19 protein-coding genes are annotated in these 20336 nt (G+C 48.4%); 2 read left to right on the top strand and 17 right to left on the bottom strand.

The window, feature by feature from the left end:
* The first annotated feature begins 6 nt into the window (after nt 1–6).
* Together V1L52_RS04770 and V1L52_RS04765 are read left to right on the top strand one after the other, a co-directional pair.
* Nucleotides 7–1083: an ABC transporter ATP-binding protein gene (locus tag V1L52_RS04770; protein WP_428771159.1), complete on the top strand. Its 1077-nt coding sequence runs from the start codon at nt 7–9 to the stop codon at nt 1081–1083.
* A 425-nt stretch (nt 1084–1508) separates the two neighbouring features.
* Nucleotides 1509–2327 (top strand): Rpn family recombination-promoting nuclease/putative transposase, encoded by an 819-nt coding sequence (locus V1L52_RS04765; RefSeq protein WP_428771158.1) that lies wholly within the window; start codon nt 1509–1511, stop codon nt 2325–2327.
* 152 nt (nt 2328–2479) lie between these two features.
* Here V1L52_RS04765 and V1L52_RS04760 read toward each other — a convergent pair whose 3' ends face one another.
* From V1L52_RS04760 to mraZ, 17 genes are all read right to left on the bottom strand, one after another.
* Nucleotides 2480–3373: a leucine-rich repeat domain-containing protein gene (locus V1L52_RS04760; RefSeq protein WP_428771157.1), complete on the bottom strand. Its 894-nt coding sequence runs from the start codon at nt 3371–3373 to the stop codon at nt 2480–2482.
* Between the two features lie 614 nt (nt 3374–3987).
* On the bottom strand, nt 3988–4188 hold the full coding sequence (locus tag V1L52_RS04755) for a hypothetical protein (protein WP_428771156.1): 201 nt from the start codon (nt 4186–4188) through the stop codon (nt 3988–3990).
* Between the two features lie 93 nt (nt 4189–4281).
* Nucleotides 4282–5814 carry an ATP-dependent protease ATPase subunit HslU gene (hslU, locus tag V1L52_RS04750; protein WP_428771155.1) on the bottom strand — a complete coding sequence of 511 codons (1533 nt, stop codon included), beginning with the start codon at nt 5812–5814 and terminating at the stop codon, nt 4282–4284.
* Nucleotides 5815–6354: an ATP-dependent protease subunit HslV gene (hslV, locus tag V1L52_RS04745; RefSeq protein WP_428771154.1), complete on the bottom strand. Its 540-nt coding sequence runs from the start codon at nt 6352–6354 to the stop codon at nt 5815–5817. It lies immediately after the preceding gene.
* An 8-nt stretch (nt 6355–6362) separates the two neighbouring features.
* Entirely contained in the window at nt 6363–7397 is a 1035-nt protein-coding gene (locus V1L52_RS04740; protein ID WP_428771153.1) for a tyrosine-type recombinase/integrase, read from the bottom strand.
* Nucleotides 7387–9537, bottom strand: a complete 2151-nt coding sequence (topA, locus tag V1L52_RS04735) for a type I DNA topoisomerase (protein ID WP_428771152.1) — start codon at nt 9535–9537, stop codon at nt 7387–7389. Before topA ends, V1L52_RS04740 begins: the two co-directional genes overlap by 11 nt.
* Nucleotides 9538–9566: 29 nt before the next feature.
* Nucleotides 9567–10520: a DNA-processing protein DprA gene (gene dprA, locus V1L52_RS04730; protein ID WP_428771151.1), complete on the bottom strand. Its 954-nt coding sequence runs from the start codon at nt 10518–10520 to the stop codon at nt 9567–9569.
* Nucleotides 10521–10522: 2 nt separating this feature from the next.
* Nucleotides 10523–11320, bottom strand: a complete 798-nt coding sequence (locus V1L52_RS04725) for a tetratricopeptide repeat protein (protein ID WP_428771150.1) — start codon at nt 11318–11320, stop codon at nt 10523–10525.
* 47 nt (nt 11321–11367) lie between these two features.
* Nucleotides 11368–12321 (bottom strand): tyrosine-type recombinase/integrase, encoded by a 954-nt coding sequence (locus V1L52_RS04720; RefSeq protein ID WP_428771149.1) that lies wholly within the window; start codon nt 12319–12321, stop codon nt 11368–11370.
* A 10-nt stretch (nt 12322–12331) separates the two neighbouring features.
* On the bottom strand, nt 12332–13732 hold the full coding sequence (ftsZ, locus tag V1L52_RS04715) for a cell division protein FtsZ (RefSeq protein ID WP_428771148.1): 1401 nt from the start codon (nt 13730–13732) through the stop codon (nt 12332–12334).
* Nucleotides 13733–13812: 80 nt separating this feature from the next.
* Nucleotides 13813–15063, bottom strand: a complete 1251-nt coding sequence (gene ftsA, locus V1L52_RS04710) for a cell division protein FtsA (protein WP_428771147.1) — start codon at nt 15061–15063, stop codon at nt 13813–13815.
* A 21-nt stretch (nt 15064–15084) separates the two neighbouring features.
* On the bottom strand, nt 15085–15918 hold the full coding sequence (locus tag V1L52_RS04705) for a cell division protein FtsQ/DivIB (RefSeq protein WP_428771146.1): 834 nt from the start codon (nt 15916–15918) through the stop codon (nt 15085–15087).
* Nucleotides 15911–17062: an FtsW/RodA/SpoVE family cell cycle protein gene (locus V1L52_RS04700; protein WP_428771145.1), complete on the bottom strand. Its 1152-nt coding sequence runs from the start codon at nt 17060–17062 to the stop codon at nt 15911–15913. Before V1L52_RS04700 ends, V1L52_RS04705 begins: the two co-directional genes overlap by 8 nt.
* On the bottom strand, nt 17059–18516 hold the full coding sequence (locus V1L52_RS04695) for a UDP-N-acetylmuramoyl-tripeptide--D-alanyl-D-alanine ligase (protein WP_428771144.1): 1458 nt from the start codon (nt 18514–18516) through the stop codon (nt 17059–17061). The genes V1L52_RS04700 and V1L52_RS04695 overlap by 4 nt, the downstream gene beginning before the upstream one ends.
* Nucleotides 18506–18829 carry a cell division protein FtsL gene (locus V1L52_RS04690; protein ID WP_428771143.1) on the bottom strand — a complete coding sequence of 108 codons (324 nt, stop codon included), beginning with the start codon at nt 18827–18829 and terminating at the stop codon, nt 18506–18508. Before V1L52_RS04690 ends, V1L52_RS04695 begins: the two co-directional genes overlap by 11 nt.
* Before the next feature lie 12 nt (nt 18830–18841).
* Entirely contained in the window at nt 18842–19804 is a 963-nt protein-coding gene (gene rsmH, locus V1L52_RS04685) for a 16S rRNA (cytosine(1402)-N(4))-methyltransferase RsmH (RefSeq protein ID WP_428771142.1), read from the bottom strand.
* Between the two features lie 12 nt (nt 19805–19816).
* Entirely contained in the window at nt 19817–20251 is a 435-nt protein-coding gene (gene mraZ, locus V1L52_RS04680; RefSeq protein WP_428771784.1) for a division/cell wall cluster transcriptional repressor MraZ, read from the bottom strand.
* Between the last annotated feature and the right edge of the window lie 85 nt (nt 20252–20336).

The following is a 20336-nucleotide window of genomic DNA, read 5'->3' as shown; positions in this document are numbered from 1 at the left end:
AAATCTATGCAAAAAACACCTAAGGGCGTACGCCTTGAACGTATAACGAAAATATATCAGGACCCTAAAACAAAAAAAGAATTTGCCGCCGTCAATGACATATCGCTTGACATAAAGCCTGGAAGCTTTGTTACCCTGTTGGGTCCTTCCGGCTGCGGTAAAACCACTACACTCCGTATGATTGCCGGCTTTGAAAGCCCCGACAAAGGAGAAATCTATCTGGGAGATGAGGCAATCAACGCCCTTATGCCGAACAAGCGCGATACGGCGATGGTTTTTCAAAGCTACGCCCTCTTACCCCACTACAACGTATTCGACAACATTGCTTACGGTTTAAAACTGCGCAAAGTTCCCAAAGCCGATATCGAACGGCGCGTTATGAATATGCTTGAATTGGTTGAATTGCAGGGCTTGGAAGGCCGTATGACCAATCAGCTGTCGGGCGGGCAACAGCAGCGGGTCGCCTTGGCGCGCGCCTTGGTTGTGGAGCCGGGTGTATTGCTTTTTGACGAACCGCTTTCGAACCTAGACGCAAAACTGAGGGTTTCGATGCGTACCGAAATCAGAAAGATTCAGCAAAAAGTCGGCATTACGGCTATTTACGTTACCCACGACCAGTCGGAAGCGATGAGCTTGTCGGATGAAATTATCATTATGCACAAGGGCGTCATTGCACAAAAAGGCACGCCCCACGATGTGTACTACCGACCCGCAAGCGAATTCGTTGCGGACTTTATCGGCGAGGTAAACTTTTTATCCGGAAAAGTTGTATCGGTAAAGGACAACACTGCATCGGTTTTACTTGAAGGAGTCGAAATAAACATCCCCGATGCCGAACACGTAAACGTCGGCACCGCCTGCAAGGTAGTCCTCCGCCCCGAAGCGGTTTCTTTGGCGGATGAAGGAGTGCTGCCCTGTACCGTTACCCTTTCCACCTTTATGGGTTCTTACCAGTACTATTGGGCGGAAACAAAAAGCGGTACGGTAAAAATCACCGAATACAATCCGCGCAATAAAAAGATTTACCAAGCCGGCGACAAAGCCTTTTTGAACTTTGAAAGCTCGAATTTGCACATATTGTAAAAGCCATAGATACCGCGAGTTTGCCCTGAGCAAACCGTTTGCCCAAGGCAAACTCGTTGCATAAAAGCGGTAAGTAATGAGTTTTGGGCTGAGCCCAAAACTCAGGTTAAAAACCGAACAGGATGTGCGACGGAGCCGACGTTATTTTAAATCTTTTATGTTCCGCCATGGACGGCGGTGAAAAGCCGTTAGTAATGAGTTTTGGGCAAAGCCCAAAACTCAAGTTAAAAACGGAACAGGATGTTCGGCGAAGTTTTGTGTCTTGCGATGTTTCATATCCTGCACACGGATGTGCAGAAAAGCGGTAAGTGATGAGTTTTGGGCTCTGCCCAAAACTCAGGTTAAAAACCGAACAGGATGTTCGGTTTTTAAACAATTGCCGAATTTCTCCTTTTGTGTTATACTGTGTATAAGGGAGGTGTAAAATGCGCAAAAGTTTTGATAATTTAACTATTGCAGATGACTTCATGTTTTGCACCGTAATGGAAGACCCTATTTTGTGCAAAGAACTGTTGACAATGCTGCTCAAAGATAAGGTCGGTAGGATAACCAAGCTGTTTAATCAAAAGCCGATAGAAACTCAAATTGCTTCCAAAGGGGTGCGTCTCGATATTATGATTGAGGACGAAGACGGCAAGCTCTACGATGTTGAGATGCAAACCACCGACCAAAAGAACCTGCCTGAGCGTATGAGATATTATCAATGCGCTATCGATAACAGTGCAATAAACAAAGGCGGCGACTACAACGATTTACCCGATACCTTTATTATATTTTTATGTACCTTTGATTACTTACAAGAAGGATTACCCGTATATACGATAAACCCCTCGTGCAAAGAAACGGGGCAAACCTTTGACGACGGAACAACAAAAATCATAGTAAACAGCATGGCCTCGGAAAAAGCTGAAGAAAACCTCAAAGCCTTTTTATCATACATGAACGGACAACCGCCGGAAACGGCATTTACCAAACAGCTTGAAAAGCGGGTAAATGAAACCAAAGAAAACGAAGAAAAACGGAGGGAGTACATGTTATTAAAATCATTTGAAATGGACGCACGAAGAGCAGGCCTCACCGAAGGCATACAGCAAGGCATACAGCAAGGCATACAACGCGGCATTACACAAGGCTCTTATCAAACCAAGCTTGAAAACGCAGCAGCATTTAAACGGCTTGGCATTGATATTGAAAAAATAGCTGAAGGAACCGGCCTTTCCGTCGAAGAAATCGAAAAGCTTTAGCCCCCTCATTCGCAGTCCCGGCACGGATGCCGGAACAGCCGTAGATACCGCGAGTTTGCCTTGAGCAAACCGTTTGCCCAAGGCAAACTCGTTGCATACAATCGGACACGATGTCCGATTGTATGCCATGTGCGGGAAAGCTTTATATTGCACTAAAACCCTGAGAATTTCTCTGCTGTGGTTCCCATAGCACCTGCGTTCATTTTGTAGATTGAAAGCTGGTCATTCTTTACCTTTATACCTTGATCTTCCAAAGAAGTGCAGCCTAAAAAAGCATTCTCAAACGCGTTTCCCGTACCGTTGTAAGGGCAGTTAAGCTTTACCCCTTTTAAAGCGGAACAGCCGGAAAAACAGTATGTCATATTCGTAACGCTTTCAGGAATGACGGGAGCTTTAGTTAAACGTGTACAGCCTTCAAAACATCTTTCCATATCCGTAACGCTTGCAGGAATGGCGGGAGCTTGAGTTAAACTTGTGCAGCCGTAAAAACACCAGCGCATATCCGTAACGCTTGCAGGAATAACGGGGCTTTCAGTTAAACTTGTGCAGCCGAAAAAACAGCTATTAATATTCGTAACGTTTGCAGGGATAACGGGAGCTTTAGTTAAACTTGTACAGCCGTTAAAACAGCCTCCCATATCCTTAACGCTTGCAGGGATACCGGCAAGCGACACAAGATTGGTACAGAGGTAAAAGCTCAATCTCATACTTTCAAGACCTGCAACTTTGCCGGGCAGTTTAAGGGCAACTTTTTTAGGAGCGGCAGCCAGTATCTTTTTGCCCAGTTCTCCCGCTTCAGCATTGAACTCTACGGCTTTGCCCGCAATGTCTTCTTTAGATACGCCCGTTACTTCGATGTAGTTTACCTTATCGGCAGAGGCGGTGTTTGCAAGGTAGCCGTCAAGCTCGGTATAGGCTACCTGTACATAGACGGAGCCGCCTCCTCCTGCGGCGTTGGGGCATGCGGTACACAGTATAGTGCAAAGCACCGCCATACAAAAGAGCACCGTCAGTGCCGAACCTTTTAAACTTTTCATTCTTTTCATAAAAAATCTCCTTATAATTCAATTTGTAATTGATAATTACCTAAATTAACCATTTAACAGCCCTCCGCCGTGAGGGAGAGCGTTCCTCCGCCCGAAGGAAGTATGTTCCTCCGCCCGAAGGAAGTATGTTCCTCCGCCCGAAGGAAGTATATTCCTCCGCCCGAAGGAAGTATGTTCCCCCGCCCGAAGGAAGCGTCTTCCTTAGACCTTTGCCGTACACGGATAGCCGTATACTATTGTCCGCATTTCTTTCAAAGTACCTTTTCCTTTTAAAAACTTTGTTTTCACCACCACTTCCACTTTCCCCGCAGGTACCGCCGTAAAACGCGGGTTCAAAACCGGGCAGGACGTGCGGTTTTGAACCCGCGTTTTTAGAGAAAGATAAACATTTTCGGGAATGTGAGTTAAAAAGCTGTATGCCCTGCGAGTTTGCGGAACCGCAAACTCGTCGCGCGGCAGTGCGCGCAGCGCACTGCCGCGCCGTTTGCAGCGGGCTTTTAGAAAAAGATAAACATCTTCGGGAATATGGATTTTGAACGCTGTACATTCGCGAGTTTCGCCGGCTGCGCCGACGAAACTCGAAGCATAAAAGCGAGCTGCCGTGCAGCGAGCTTTTATGCCGGTATCGGGTATCGGGTATCGGGTATCGGGTATCGGGTATCGGGTATCGGGTATCGGGTATCGGGTATCGAAGGCATTATACGGCGCGCGTTTTCTTTGTCAAGAGCTTTTTTCGCAAAAGTTTTTACCGGGAATAAGATTTTTGTATCTTTATACGCAGGTGCATAGCGTTCCGCTTGATGCAGTTCCTTCATACCATACAGTATAACATACTTTAGGCAAAAAATCCACTTTCCTTTATCAACCCGGGCACAAACGGAACGCCGTGGAGGCAAAGCCCCGAAACCTTACAATATATACTTGGACAAGTCCTGATTTTGAACAATGTCCTTTAAGCGCTCGTCGACGTATTCGCCGGTAATCTCTATGGTTTCGCCCGTATGTTCGTCGGCACTGAACGACAGTTCTTCCAAAAGGGTTTCCATAATGGTGTGCAGACGGCGCGCTCCGATGTTTTCCATGCGCGAGTTCGTATCGGCGGCAAGGGTACTCATGCGCGTAATCGCTTCGGGTTTAAAGACAATGTGTACGTCTTCGGTTGCCAAAAGCTCGGTGTATTGACGGGTTAAAGCGTTTTTAGGCTCGGTTAAAATGCGCTCAAAGTCTTCGGCATTTAAAGAATCCAATTCCACGCGCAGGGGAAACCGCCCTTGCAGTTCGGGAATCAAATCCGAAGGCTTGGACAAATTGAACGCCCCCGCGGCAATAAAGAGGATGTGAGTGGTATCGACAACTCCGTATTTTGTATTGACCGAAGAGCCTTCGACAATGGGCAGTATGTCGCGCTGAACGCCTTCGCGCGATACGTTTGCTCCGTTTCCGTGCCCCTCGACGGCAATCTTATCGATTTCGTCTATAAAGATAATGCCCATTTGCTCAACGCGCTCGCGTGCCGCATCGGCTGCCTTATCGGGGTCGGTCATGCGGTCCAAATGTTCTTCAAGCAAAATCTGGCGCGCTTCCGCAACGGTTACCGAGCGTTTTTTGGTGCGCGAACCGTTAAGCATCGACGAAATGTTTTGCATAACGCTTTCCATATCTTCGGGACTGCCCCCTGCGATAATTTCCATCGAGGGCATTCTTTGTTTCTTTTGCACGGTGATTTCTATTTCGCGCCCCTCAAGTTTACCTTCACGCAGCATGGTGCGGAACTTTTCGCGCGTTGCGCTCATACTGCCGTCTTTTTCGCCCGATACATCGGGTGCCGCTTCGCCTTCGGTTCCGGCCGTTTCGGCGGAAGAGTCCGTAAGCTGAACGCCGCCCCGCTTTTCGGACGTTTCCGGCTCACTTTCTTTTTCCTGCGACACGGGGGAGCCGAAAATATTAAAGGGAAGCATAAAGCCCCCATCTTCGCTTTTTGGCTCTTTTGCACTCTTTTTATGTTTTTTGCCGCTTCCGGGAAGGAGTAAGTCCAACAAATCTTCTTCGACCTTTTCGCCTGCGGCGGCTTTTAACTGCTCCTGCATTTCGGCTTTAACCATGTTATAGCCGACCGCCATTAAGTCGCGCACCATGGATTCGACATCGCGGCCTACATAGCCTACTTCGGTGTACTTGGTCGCTTCAACCTTTATAAAGGGTGCCCCGCATAATTTGGCAAGGCGGCGCGCTATTTCGGTTTTTCCGACTCCCGTCGGGCCTATCATTAAAATATTTTTGGGTGCGATTTCTTCGCGTATATCTTCCGGCAGTTTTAAGCGGCGCGTACGGTTTCGCAGGGCAACCGCAACCGAGCGTTTTGCTTTTTTTTGCCCGATAATGTAGGTGTCCAACTGTTCGACTATTTGCTTGGGTGTTAAATCTTCAAGACCCTCTTTCATTTATAATTCCTCCGCGGTAATATGACCGTTTGTATAAATACAGATTTCTCCGGCGATTTTTAAGCTTTTTTCGGCAATTTCCAGCGCGCTTAAATCGGACGATTCCATATAGGCAAGGGCGGCCGCATAAGCGTAGTTGCCGCCCGAACCGATTGCCAATACGTCGTTTTCAGGCTCGATAACGTCTCCGGTGCCCGATATAAGCAGGATTTTATCCTTACTTGCGGCTAAAAGCAGGGCTTCCAAATTGCGCAGCGCCTTGTCCGTGCGCCACATTTTGGCAAGTTCCACTGCCGCCCGCGTAATATCGCCCGAATATTCCTGAAGCTTCATTTCGAATTTATCGAACAGGTTAAAGGCATCGGCGGTAGCCCCGGCAAAACCGGTAAGTACTTTACCGTCGTACATTTTGCGCACTTTGCGGGCATTGCCCTTCATAACGGTTTGTCCCATCGTAACCTGTCCGTCGCCGGCCATGGCAACCTTTCCGTTCCGTTTTATTGCAATAACCGTTGTACTGCGAATCTTCGTTTGTTTCATCTATCCCTCTATTCCTTTGGTTTTGTTTTCGTTTCGGAGCCGTGAGCGGGCTCATGTTTGGAGCCGTGCGGGTGTGCTCTGTTATATAAAGCCTTTAATTCGGCACTCGTTATATGCGTATAACGCTGGGTGGTCGATAAACTCGCATGTCCCAGCATTTCCTGTACCGAACGTATATCCGCCCCCTCGCGTATCATCGCCGTTGCAAAGGTATGACGGAACGTATGAGGCGACACATGGCGTTTTGTTCCCTCCAAGGACGAATAACGGCTCACTATAAAGCGTATTCCGCGTGCACTGAGGTTTGTGCCGCTTCGGTTTATAAAGAGCGTTTGAGCGCCTTTATACGCCTCTTCTCCCTTTTCGCGGAGTTTTTGCTCACGTTCGCCGATATAGGTTTTTAAAGCGTCAACCGCCTCCGCCGAAAAAAAAACGCGCCGGTCTTTTCCGCCCTTGCCGCGAACCAAAGCCGAATCAAGGCGCGCCGAAATATCGCTCATTTTAAGAGAAGCAAGCTCGGACACGCGGCAGCCCGACGAATACAGGGCTTCAAAAAGCGCTCTGTCGCGCGCTTCCCACAAAAGGGGAGCCTTTGAAGGCTGAGCGCACATTTCGTCTATTTCGGCCGCATTCATAAATTTGGGAACGCGCACGGGCATTTTAACGTTCTTTAAATCCTCTGCGGGGTTTACTTTAATATACTCAAATCTGCGGCAATAGGCAAAAAAATTCCGCACCGACGCGGAAAACCGGTTTATGCTCGAAGCCGCCCTGTTTTCGCGCGAAAGCATACCGATACAGGCGCGTAAATTTTCGCCCGTTACGGAAGCCAAAGCGGGTTCCGCACCCGCGTTTTGCGCGGAAGCGTTCACTCGGATAAGCATAGTCCTCATCGCTTCCAAGTCGTTTCGGTACGCGCTCACCGAATGGGGCGATAGGCCCCGCACCCCGCCCTGCCATGCAAGAAATTCTTGAATTAAATCCTGCAAAGAACAAGGGTTTACATCCGTTCGCGTCAAAACCGGGTTATCCTTAATCTTCATCGCCTTCCTGAGAAGGGGCGGGAGGAAGATCGTCTTCCGCGGTGTGCAGATAATCGCAGTCCGGATTTATGCAGGATTTATAGGTGCCGTTTTTTTTGTCGTATTTTTCGACTAAAAAGTAACCGCATTTGGGGCACTGCGCATTGACGGGCTTAAAGTGACTGATAAAATCGCATTCCGGATAATTCGTACAGCCGTAGAATTCCTTGCCGCGGTTTTTATTTTTGCGGGCAACGATTTCGCCGGTACAGCCCTCGCGCGGACATTTTGCAAGCGGCACCGAGCGGGTATTGCGGCACTCCGGAAAACCGGAACAGGCAAGAAAATAACCGAAGCGTCCCAGTTTTTTTATCATCGGCTTTCCGCACAGTTCGCACACCTTATCGGTAGGCTCGTCCATTGTTCCCTTATAGCTTTCAAGGGTTGCCATAACTTCTTCAACGCGGCTGTGGAAGGGTTTGTAAAACTCATCCATCATTTCCGCCCAGCGCACGTTGTTTTCTTCAACCGAGTCCAAATTGCGCTCGACTTCGGCGGTAAAGTTTTCGTTTATAACTTCGGGGAACGAATCGACCAGAATATCGTTGATAATGCGGCCGAGCGCCGTGGGCACAAGCTGGCGGTTGTTGCGCGTTACATAATAGCGGTCGAGCAAAACCGAGATAATCGGCGCATAGGTTGAAGGACGGCCTATGCCCTTTTCTTCGAGGGTTTTAACGATTGAAGCGTCCGTGTAGCGCGCAGGCCCCTGCGTAAAGTGCTGGGCGGGCTGAAAACCGCATACTTCCGGTTTTTCTCCGACACTCAATGAAGGCAAGCGTACGCTTGTGTTTTCTTTTGAAGTTAAAAGCTTGGTAACGCTGTAAAAACCCTTTTCGACGATTTTACTTGCCGAAATACGGAACAGGGCATCACCGGCTTTTATGTCTACGCTTGTAGTACGGCTTTTGGCGTTGTTCATTTGACTCGACACAAAGGCTTCCCAAATCAGGGTGTAGAGCCGCAGCTGGTCGCGCGTTAAATATTCTTTTACGTATTCCGGCGTATATTCGGTATAGGTCGGTCTGATTGCTTCGTGGGCGTCCTGGGCTTTTTTTCCGACACTGTAGTGAATCGCTTCTCCCGGCAGTTCCGCAGGATAATTTTTTTGAAGCCAGGTACGCACATCTTCGATTGCGACATCGGAAATACGCACCGAATCGGTACGCATATAGGTAATAAGACCGACGCGGCCGGAACCGATGTTTACGCCTTCGTACAGCTGCTGGGCAACCTGCATGGTTTTGCGCGACGTAAAGCCGAGCTTATTGGCCGCCGCCTGCTGCAATTTCGAGGTGGTAAAAGGCGGTTTGGGCTTTAAAACGCGGTCGGAGGTTTTTATATCGACAACCTCGCAGTCGGCCCTTTGTATTTCGCTTATAATATCCTGAACGCTTTTTTCCGAAGGCAGTTCGGGCTTTTTCCCCTTGTACTGCACCAATTCGGCGGTAAAAGAGGTTTTGCCTTTTTTAAATTCGGCTTCAAGCGACCAATACTCTTCGGGAACGAATTCTTCAACGGCCTTTTCTCTCTCGCACAAGAGGCGAAGAGCCACCGACTGCACGCGTCCCGCGGACAATCCGTTTTTAACCTTTTTCCACAACAGGGGCGAAAGATTATAACCTACCAAACGGTCCAAGACGCGGCGCGCTTTTTGGGCGTTTACTTTAGACTCGTCTATATCGGAAGGGTTCATAACCGCTTCTTTAATGGCCGCAGGCGTTATTTCGTTAAATACGATACGTTTTATGGAAGCCGGAGTTTTTGCGCTCAACGAGTTGCGCAAATGCCAGGCTATAGCCTCTCCTTCGCGGTCATTATCGCTTGCAAGCAGGACTTCGCCGGCTTTTTTGGCATCTTTTTGCAAGTCTTTTAAGATGGACGCGCGCCCGCGGACGGTTATGTATTCGGGTTCAAACCCGTTTTCTATATTTATCGCCATACGGGATCTGGGTAAATCGATTAAGTGTCCCATTGAAGCTTTTACCGTATAGCCGGGCCCCAAATATTTTTCGATTGTTTTAGCCTTTGCGGGAGACTCTACAATAATAAGAGTGGATTGTTCTTTTGTTTTCTTTTTTGTTTCTTTTTTTACTGCCATCATGTAACTCCGTAAAAACCTTAAAATCCCTATGTAAGCAGGGCAATAACATCGTTCGCATCTTTGATGAGGCGGGCGCCCTCTTCCATATACCGGCTTACCCTTCGGTACTCTCCGACTTCTTTTCCTCTTCTTTGCACAAGGGCACCCGGATGTTCTCCGGCCCCTGCCGCATCCGCCGAAACGGCAGGATATGCCAAAGCGCATTCGTGAAAACAAAGTTCACGGTTTTGCTCAAGGGCAAAATCCGCCGTTATCAAAGCCCCGGAACCCGGCGGGGCTTCCGTAACAACCGTTACAAGGCTTAAAGCCGATATAAGGCGGTTGCGCTGCGGAAAATGCCACTTTTCGGCTGCGGTTTCAGGCGCATACTCGCCGACAATACAGCCGCCGGCTTCAAGCAGGGAAGCTGCAAGCCTTTTATTCGATGCGGGACTTACAGCATCCACACCCGAGCCCAATACCGCAGCGGTTTTTCCCTTTGAGCTTAAAAGGGCTCCCGCATGGGCCGAGGCATCCGTTCCGAGCGCAAGACCGGACACAACGGTAAAGCCCGCTTCGGCAAGCTCAAAGGCAAGCTGTTTTGTACAGCTCATTCCCCTTCCGGTAGGACGCCTTGTTCCCACAACCGCGGCACAGGGTTTTGATAAAACCGCCGGATTCCCGCGGTAAAACAGGGCATAGGGCGGATCGTATATTTCGTCCAAAAGAGGGGGCCTTTGCCCATCGTCGTAAAACATACAGCCGATATGAAGAACTTCCATAAGGCGCATATCGCGCTCCGAACGTCTTTCAATCAGCTCGGGCTTCCACATGCGCGTATTGAGTACCCTGCCGACTGCAAACGACAGATCATCTATAGAAAGTAACGCAAGGCGGGATATTGTGTCAAGCTTATTTTCAAGAAGTTTTTTTTCCGCAAAACTTAAAAAACCAAGCCTTGAGATTGCAAGGCGCAGTGCAAGCCTGTCCTGTGCGCTCATCTTCACTTTCCCGCATACAGGGCATCCAATACGGCTTTTTTATTCGCTTCGGCTTCCGCGCGTTTTGCTTCGTTTTTTGTGCTTTTTAAAATACGGTCGTACATTGATGAAGCGGCTTCGTATTCATAGCTCATATAATAGGCGCGCGCCAAAACGAACATCGCATCGGTGTGTTTGGTATCTATCGTTAAAAGACGCTCCAAAAGCGGGATTGCCCGATCGCTCTTTTTCATTTCAAATACGTATAACACCGAAAGACCGTAGAGGGAACGCACATAGCGCGGCTCCAGCTCCAAAGCGCGAAGGTAGGCGGATTCGGCAAGGGCAAGATAGGTATTGCGCCTCTTTTCCGCCCCCGTTCCGGGAAAATCGAGTTCCGATTTCGCCATGCAGCCTGCACAAAGTCCGATATAGTAATAGAGGTTTTGATTGTCCGGATGATATTTTACGGCGTTTTTAAACGCTTCCAAGGCCTTATCGTACATACGGTTGTCAAGGTAGCGCACGCCGAGAATCTTATACCAAATACCGGTTTGATTGTCGGCCGCCATAATATCTTCAACCCGCCGCTGGTATTTTTGGATTGCTTCTTCTATCTCCGCCTCGGTTTGAGGATTGCCGACTCCTTCTTCCAAAGACTGAACGCGCTTTATATAGTTCACGTTGGGACGGCAGGAACTTAAAAACACAAGAACGGCTGCCGTACACAGTACGGCCCGCACCGATAAAACCGCACAGGATACAAGTGCGCTGCAGTCCGGTACACCGCCGAAACCTTTTCCCCGCTTATTACAAATCATAGTCCACCTCGTAAAAACTATGGCGGATATTCGCCGTTCTGTCAAGATTATCGTTCGGCCGCCTGCGAACCGTGGGAGGGGAAAAAATCTCTATGACAGCCGTGCAGGGCTTCATCGTCTATGTGGGTGTATATTTGCGTTGTCGAAAGGTCGGCATGACCTAAAAGTTCCTGTACGCTGCGTAAATCGGCGCCGCCTGCGAGCAGATGGGTTGCAAAAGAGTGGCGAAGGGTATGCACCTTTGCATTAACGCCCGAAAGCGCTTCAAGCTCCTGAAAACGCTTCCAAATACCCTTGCGCGAAAGTTTTTTACCCCGATAATTGACAAAAAGCCAGGGCACCGCAGCATTTTTAACCAGCTCTCCCCGGCCCTTTTCAAGCCAATTGCGTAAATGTACGACAGCCTCATCTCCGAAGGGCACCATACGCTCCTTATCCCCCTTTCCGCGTACCCATAAAAGGCGCTCATCGAGGTGAAGGTTTTGCAGCTCCAAAGCCGAAACTTCGCCGATACGAAGCCCCGACGAGTAGACCAATTCAAAAAGAGCGCGGTCGCGTAAGCCCAGGGGGCTTGAGGTATCTATAACCGAAAGCAGTTTATCCACTTCTTCAACGGCAAGAACGCGCGGAAGGCGGCGTTTTGCACGCGGTCGTTGCAATAAAAGAGCGGTATTTTCGCTCCATACGCCGGTACGTACCAGATAGGCGCCGAATGAGCGCAGGGCGGAAATATCCTTTGCAAGGGTTAATTCATCGGCACCGCTGCGGCCGTCATATCCGGTTTTACGGGCTACAAGGTAATAGAGTAAATCCTGAATCGTAAGCGTCCTGTAATCGGTTTGCTTAAAAAGACACCAGGTCAAAAGTTCTTTAACGGCCGTTTTATAGGTTTCGGCAGTTAAGAGGCTTTTACGATCGACGCTTATAAGCTCGTCATAAAAGCGCTCAACGACAAGGGATTCGTTTTTTTGCAGTTCATATCCTGTAATTACAGCGGACAAATCTTCAGCCTCAATCTCCGCCCAAATTGATACGGTTTGAGCGCAGACAGGCGGGATATTCCAAGCCTTTAAGGTCTTTTGAAGCCACAAAGTCGGCATGAGAAAAAGAACTTCCGGAAGAAACGGAAGAAGTCTTTTCCGATGCGGCGACATCTTTTGAGGCAAAGGCCGAAAAGGAAGAAAAGGCCGAGCGGGATGCCGCACTCGAAGGGGACACCGAAGAAGCGGCTGCCTTCCGGGAAGACAAGGTGCTCTTTTCTTCATCCTTTGCACCGGCCTCTTCCGGCAAAGAAGAGCGGAACGGCGAGCGGGACGAAGAAAGCGAAGCGGAAGCCGTATGTTTGGTACCGTGTCCGATAGCCTCCCACTGGCTGTAAGAAACCAAATTATCGTCGGCAGCCGGTTCTTTTTCGGGTAAAAAAGACTGCCGTCTGTTTGTAGACGATTCTTTATCCGAAAACCCGGTTGCGATAATCGTAACCTTTACGGCATCGCCCATTTGAGGATCGACTTTTTGGCCGTAAATAGTATAGACACCGGGGTCTGCCGTTTCCGTTATCATATCCATAATTTCTTCGGTTTCGACCAAAGAAAGATTTTCTCCTGAAGTAATGTTGACAAGGATATTTTTTGCACCCTCTATATGGGTATCTTCCAAAAGAGGATTATTCATAGCGGAAGTTGCCGCATCAACGGCACGCTGTTCTCCGCTGCCGATACCGACTCCCAAAATGGCGTCTCCCATGCCCTGCATTATCGTACGCACATCCGCAAAATCTATATTGATTTTACCGGGCCGCGTAATAACGTCGGATATACCCTGCACACCGTGCCTGAGTACATCGTCGGCTATCGCATAGGCTTCGTTTAGAGGCGTTTTTTTATCCGCTACGCGGAGAATATTTTGATTCGGAATGACAATGAGAGTGTCGACGTGCTCATGCAGTTTTTTTATACCCTCTTCGGCAACGTTCATCTTGACCGCGCCTTCAAATTTAAAGGGCTTGGTAACGACACCCACGGTAAGAATACCGGCTTCTTTTGCAATACGCGCAATAACGGGAGCGGCGCCCGTCCCTGTTCCGCCGCCCATACCTGCGGTTATAAAAAGCATGTGGGCACCCTTTAAGGCATTGGCAATCGCTTCGGTATCCTCTTCGGCGGCCTTTCTGCCCACTTCGGGATTACCGCCCGCTCCCAGGCCCCCGGTCAATTTGGAGCCCAAGCCCAGTTTTAACGGAACCTTTGAACCTTCAAGGGCCTGCAAGTCCGTATTTGCGACAATAAAATCGATATTTTCCACTCCGACTGCAATCATATGATTAACCGCATTCGAACCGCCGCCGCCTACTCCGATAACCTTAATTACGGTCGGGTTAACGACCTTTTCGTCTATTACAGAAAAATCCATAGATAATTTCCCCCCTCCCGGGAAAAAGATATAACCATTCTATACGAGTTTTGAACGGATTTCAAGACCGTATAAAACAATCAAAACATTTCTTTAAACCATCGTCCTACTTTCTTTGTAAGCTCGATAAACGAGCGCTTTCCCGCCGGGGACGATGCCGAAAGCCCCGTATCGTTTTTATGCATGTGCGCCATACCCTGTATAAGGAGACCGGCCGCCGTTGTAAATTCGGGGCTGCGGTATATTTCAACAGGCCCGCCGTAGTTACCCGGCCGTGCAATGCGTACATTTTCGGTTTTGAATTCCTGTGCGGTTAATTCAACTATACCGGGCAAAAGAGAGCCGCCGCCTGCAAGAATAACACTGCCGTTTAAATGCCGCCGCTTTACATCGGCGGGCAGTCTGTCACGTACCATCGAAAATATTTCTTCGATACGCGGTCTGATTATACTGCAAATTTCGCGGCGGCTTATCGCTTGAGGCGGATTGCCTCCTATGCCCGGAATAACAACTTCCTCGTCATCGCTTACCGAATCTTCCCAACAGCAGCCCGATGAAATTTTCAGTTTTTCGGCGGTTTCAAACGACACCCCGCGTACCAGGGCAATATCGTTGCTTACCAAAGAACCGCCTACCGGAACGGAAACCGTACACAAAGAAGAACCGTCCGCAAGAACAAGGACATCGGTTGTACCTCCTCCCAAGTCGATAAGAATGGAACCTACCTCCTTTTCTTCTTCGGTAACAACCGCTTGTGCGGCGGCCAGGGTTTTAAGCATAACATCTTCAACGGTATAACCGGCGCGGGACACACAGCGCAGCATATTTTGCGTGGATGTGCCGGATGAAGTAATAATACATACTTCCGATTCAAGACGCACGCCGAGTCTATTTAAAGGATTTTTTATCCCGCTTACCCCGTCTACAATATAAAAACGGGGCACTACGTGTAAAATATGGCGGTCAAGGGGAATATTGACGGCACGCGATGCTTCCAATACGCGCTCAATATCGTTTTCGTTTACTTCACGAACCGCCCCTTTCCCGCCGACGGCAACCAGCCCCTTGGAAATAAAGCTTTCTATTTGAGAACCGCCTACCGCCGTTATACAGGAAAGGGCTTCACAGCCTGCAGCCACTTCGGCGGCCTCCACCGCTTCTTTTATGGACTGCATAGTCGCTTCGATATTTACAATAAGGCCGGCGCGCAGTCCGGTAGAAGGAGCGCTTCCGACACCGATTATCGAAAGAGAGCCCTCATCGGAATACTCGCCCATTAAAGCGCGGACATTGCTCGTCCCTATATCTATAGCCGTTATAACAGTGCTCATAACGCCCTCCCAAAGCGATTATCAGGAATGAACCTTATATGAAGTCGAACCGCGGCGCATATCGACTTCGCATACGTTCGGTTCCAAATCGTATATAACATCCAAGGTAAGCAGCATTGTCTGTAAAGTGCTTTCGCTTAATTCGGCATCCGTTAAAACGCGCGCATGCACGTGCAGGGGATAAACGGCCAACTCATAATTGCCGTATTCTTTTACCACGACCTTAATTTCCGAAATAAGCGAAAAGTATGCCGCATTGCTTTGCTGAATGGATGCAATCTGCTTTAAAAGTTCACGGTACTTTGTATCGATACGCATTCCCTCCGCAGCTACTTCGGCATCGAAGCCGGTAAGCAGGGGTACGGAAACCGCAGGCGTACTGTTTAGATTAAAGAGTACACCGTTTTTATCGATATGCACAGCCCGTGTTTTTCCCTCATCCTGCGTAAACATAAGGGCCACCGGAACTCTTTCAATTACTTTTACAAACACTTGATTCGGAAAACGTTTTTCCACCGAAACGCTTTCTACGGCACCGTAGGAAGCTATGACGGATGCAGCCGTCGCCGTATTAAAACCGAGCCAGCGCGAACCGCAGTGCATGGATAATCCCCTGCCCAGCTCTTCGGCTTTCAGACTCTTTAATCCGGTAAAGGATACTTCAACGGCGGATGTCCACGGCATTATTATAAAGTATATTGCGCCTTCGAGTAAACACACCGCAAAAAGTACAAAAAGGGCGGTTTTTAACATATTCCTTTTAAGTATTCCCCTTTTTTTAGCCTCTGCAGGGATAGTTTCCGTATCGCCTTTGTAATAAGGCGAAAAGTCGGAATACATACAGGGATCACTCATAGACACCTCCGGATATATCATCGGCTTTGTAACCGGATACGTTTATCAAGATACCGCATAAACACAGCGTAATTAAAACGGAAGAACCGCCGGATGAAAAAAACGGCAGGGGTATACCCGTTGTAGGCAGGGCCCCGCAGACAACCGCAAGATTTAAAAGAGACTGTCCGGTTACCGCAATGCCGCAGCCGAATGCACACAAGCTTCTAAAGCGGTCGGGACATTTAAGCGCTATATCCAAAGCTCTGAATGCAAAAAAGAAAAGCAAAAGTAAATATATAAGCACACCGAACAAGCCCATCGCTTCGCTCCAGCCGGCAAAGATAAAGTCCGCCTGTACTTCCGGAATCGCATTGATACGTTCCGCCCCGCCTATGCCTCTGCCCCAAAAGCCGCCGGAACTTATTGCGCGGCAAGCCGCTTTGATTTGATAATTTATGCCGCTTACATCCAATTCGGGACGGAAAAAGGCAATCAAACGCTTTACGCGAAACGAAGTCGAAAAAACCACCAATACGGCGGCTGCGGCTCCGTAGAGAAAAAACAGTAAAAACCATCTGAATTGTACGCCCGCAATAAAAAACATCGAAAGGGCTATAAAACCCAAAAAGACGGCACTTGAAAAGTCGCTTTGAAAAAATATAACCGTTACAAACATAAGCACACCGAAAGCGGCAGGGTACATACCGATAAGGGGATTATCCAGCTTATCGTGTTTTTTTGCAAAAAAGTTCGACAAAAACAAAATAACGGCAAACTTTGCCGCTTCGGAGGGCTGGAAAGTTGAAAAAACCGGAAGTTTTATCCAGCGGCGGGCGCCGTTACGGGATACGCCGATACCCGGAATAAAGGTTAAAAAGCACAGAATGAGCACAAAGATAAATACAAGGGGAGTAATTTTTCTTAAAAGATTCAAATCCGTCCATGAAAACACAAACAAAAAAATCAGTCCCACTCCGATACTTATGCTTTGTCTTTTTACAAAATAAAGAGGATCGCCGAATATACGGTTTGCATGACCTGAAGAAGAGGTAAAAAGCGTTATCAAGCCTAAACCGAGAAGCACGATAATAGATGCGATAAGAGGAACATCATATCCTGAAGAATGGACCGGCTTTTGCGGCACAACCGAATATCCGCTCATCCATCATCCTCCATAGGGTTTTGTATGCTCTTTTTTTGAATTATCGGAATAAAACGTTCCAAGGCCGTGCTTCGCGAAGCCTTTATAAGTATAAGGTCTCCCTCATGTAAGACGGATGCAAGTTTTTCACCGAAGGACGTAAGAGCGGCATCGGAGATATCCGGCAAGAAAAGAACGCGTTTTCCTTCGGCAAAGGGCCCGCTCAGTTCCCGACACACCGCATCGTAAGCGGCGCAAAAAGAGTGTCCCGCAAATACAAGGATATCGGCTTTGGAAACGGCCGCTCGTTGTACAAGCTTTTTATGAGATGAGGCACTCTCGGCTCCCAATTCTCCCATATCGCCCAAAATCAGCACCTTACGCCCCTCATGAGCGGCCTCATCAAAAAAATCGACGGCGGCATTCATGGAATCGGGGTTTGCATTATAACAGTCGTGTACGACAGTCGGAGCACCTTCCAAAATCTGCATCCGGCCGGCCAAAGGACGCACGGCTTCCAGTCCGGTCTTTATTTCTTCGGCGTTTAGGCCGAAATGTTCGGCAACGGCAAGGGCGCAGGCGGCATTTTTAAGATTGTGTATACCGCACAGGGGAAAATCGATTTTTACACCCTTATAATAAAATTCGCTTCCCTTAACACCCCTATCCCGTACATCTTCAATGCCGTATTCTTTTCCGATACCGAAGCTGTGCATTCTGCCGGGAACGCCGCTCATTAAAAAATCCTTATACGGATCCTCTGCGGGGACAAAACCCGTACAATCCTCCGTAAAATTCGAAAAAATTTGTTTTTTTTCCTCAGCTATTTTGTCCTTTGTGCCGAGAATTCCGATATGGGCCGAACCTATGTTTGTAATCACTGCGGTTTGAGGAAAAAGCACATCGGCAAGCTCTTTAATTTCCCCCCGGCGGTTCATACCCATTTCAAAAACGGCGGCCTCATGTGTTTTGTCGATTTTAAAAACCGAAAGGGGCAAACCCGTTTCCGAATTCAAGTTGCCTTCGTTTATAATAACCCTGTATTTTTGCGAAAGAATCGAGCCTATACATTCTTTTACCGTCGTTTTACCGCTTGAACCGGTAACCCCGATTTTTTTCAATGCGGAAAACCGCGATACATAGAGGCCTGCCGCTTTTTGCAAAGCATTGAGGGTATTATCGGTTAAAACGACCGGAATGCCGCGATCGGCAAGTTTTTCATACAAAGTTCCAAATTCGCCGACGGAAGATCGCATCGCCATAATAAGGGATGCCCCCTTGTCAACCGCATCCTTTATAAACGCGTGTCCGTCGCTTTGACTTCCGGGAACGGCTATAAAAAGCGAACCGCTTAACGCACGGCGGCTGTCAATACACACCGATAAAAAAGAAGCATCCCGCGTTTTTTCGTTGAACAATGTTCCGTTTACGGCGCCCAGTAAATCCTGCAGCGCAAGCAAAGACCTATCTTGCACGGCCGCCTCCCTTTGTACGCAGTTCGGGGCGAACCTGCACCCGTATGATTTCATGGGAAGATGCCTGATACATGCCGAGTTCTTCAAGAGCGATTTTTTCAATCCGCGAAGAACCGGATAAAAGACCTATATCGCTTATAAGCCGCTTATTGTACTCAATAAGGCTGTGCTGTTTTTTTTCAAGATTGTGTACCTGATTTTCAAGCAGGCCGTATCTGTAGCCCTGAAAGCTTTGAAGGGCAAGCAGCGCGGGGATGCTCAATGCAATGAGAATAAAAGCGATATCTTTAAAAATCATTTTAGACGGTTTCATGTCCTTGCCCTCTTATAATTTACGGATAACCCGCAATTTTGCACTGCGCGAAGGAGAATTACGTTCAATTTCCTCCGCTTCGGGACATACGGGCTTGCGCGTCAGCACCGATGCTTTTGCTTTTCCCCCGCATTTACATATCGGCTGTTCCGGCGCACAAGTACAGCTTTTTCCCAATGCTTTAAAATAATTTTTTACCGTTCTGTCTTCAAGCGAATGAAAGGTAATAACCCCCATTTTTCCGCCGCTTTTTAAAACGGTAAAAGCCTTATCCAATACCCTTTCCAAGCGCTCCAGCTCGCAGTTTACCGCAATGCGCAAAGCCTGAAAACTCTTGGTCGCAGGATGAATCGCTGCGCGGCGGTAAGCGGCGGGAACCGCACTGTAAATACAGTCCGCCAGCTGCTTTGCACAAACAAAGGGAGAACGTCTTCGCGCTTCATCTACAGCCCGTGCAATACGCCTGCTGTAACGTTCATCCGCAAAATTAAACAAAATATCCGCAAGCTCTTCGGCCCTGAGCGTATTAACCAAATCCGCCGCCGTTTTTCCGGCGGAAGGATCCAGCCTCATATCGAGCGGTTCTTCAGAGCGGAAGGAAAACCCCCTCCCCGAACATTCATAGTGGAACACCGATATACCCAAATCGAATAAAATCAAGTCGGGTTTCGGCAGGTTTTCAGGATAATTTTCATAAAAATCCGTAAACCATCCGCGGTAAAAACTCATCCTGCCGCCGAAAACGGCCAAACGCTGTCGGGCGCGCTTTTGGATTTCGGCATCGGCATCAAGGCCCTGTATATGTAAATCGGGAAAACGCTCCAAAAAAGCGTATGAATGTCCGCCCTCGCCGAGGGTCGAGTCAATCATAAAACCGCCGTTTTCATATCCTTCCCCTTCAGGAGAAAGATAGGAAAGCGTTTGCTCAAGCAAAACGGGCGTATGAACATAGGTAAGCGTTCTTGCATCGTCCATAACCGATCCCGCTTATAAACGAATGGCGCTTAAACCTTCCGCGGCCTGCCGGAATCTCATATCCGTTTCGGCAAGGTAGGCTTCATAGCGCTCGGCATCCCATAATTCCATATACTTCGTTACCCCCATAATCACGCAGTCCTTAGTTAAGCCCGCATAGTCGCGCAAACTTTGCGGAACGGACAGACGGCCGGTTTTGTCGAACTCGACTTCCTGTGCGGGAGCAATTAAACGGCGAAGTACCAATCGGGAATCCTGATTAAACGGCGACGTTTGTTCCATCAGTTTTTCGGAAAAATTCTTCCACTCGGCGGGAGTGTACAGCCATAAACAGCCGTCCAAACCCTGAGTTATCATGAGAACGTTTTCCGTTAAAACAGTCCGCAATTTCGCGGGAAAAAGAATACGGCCTTTTTCATCCAGCGTATTGCGGTATTCGCCCGTCAAGAGTTCCACTAATTACCACAAACCTCCACTTTTTACCATTTTATACCAAAAAACGCCTATGTCAATCCGAAAAAGAGGTAAAAAG

Origin of the sequence: Treponema sp. HNW (genome assembly GCF_050320395.1) — a bacterium.
Lineage (GTDB): Bacteria > Spirochaetota > Spirochaetia > Treponematales > Treponemataceae > Treponema_C.
The sequence above is the reverse complement of the archived record's forward strand: the minus strand, read 5'-3'. Positions and strand labels throughout refer to the sequence as shown.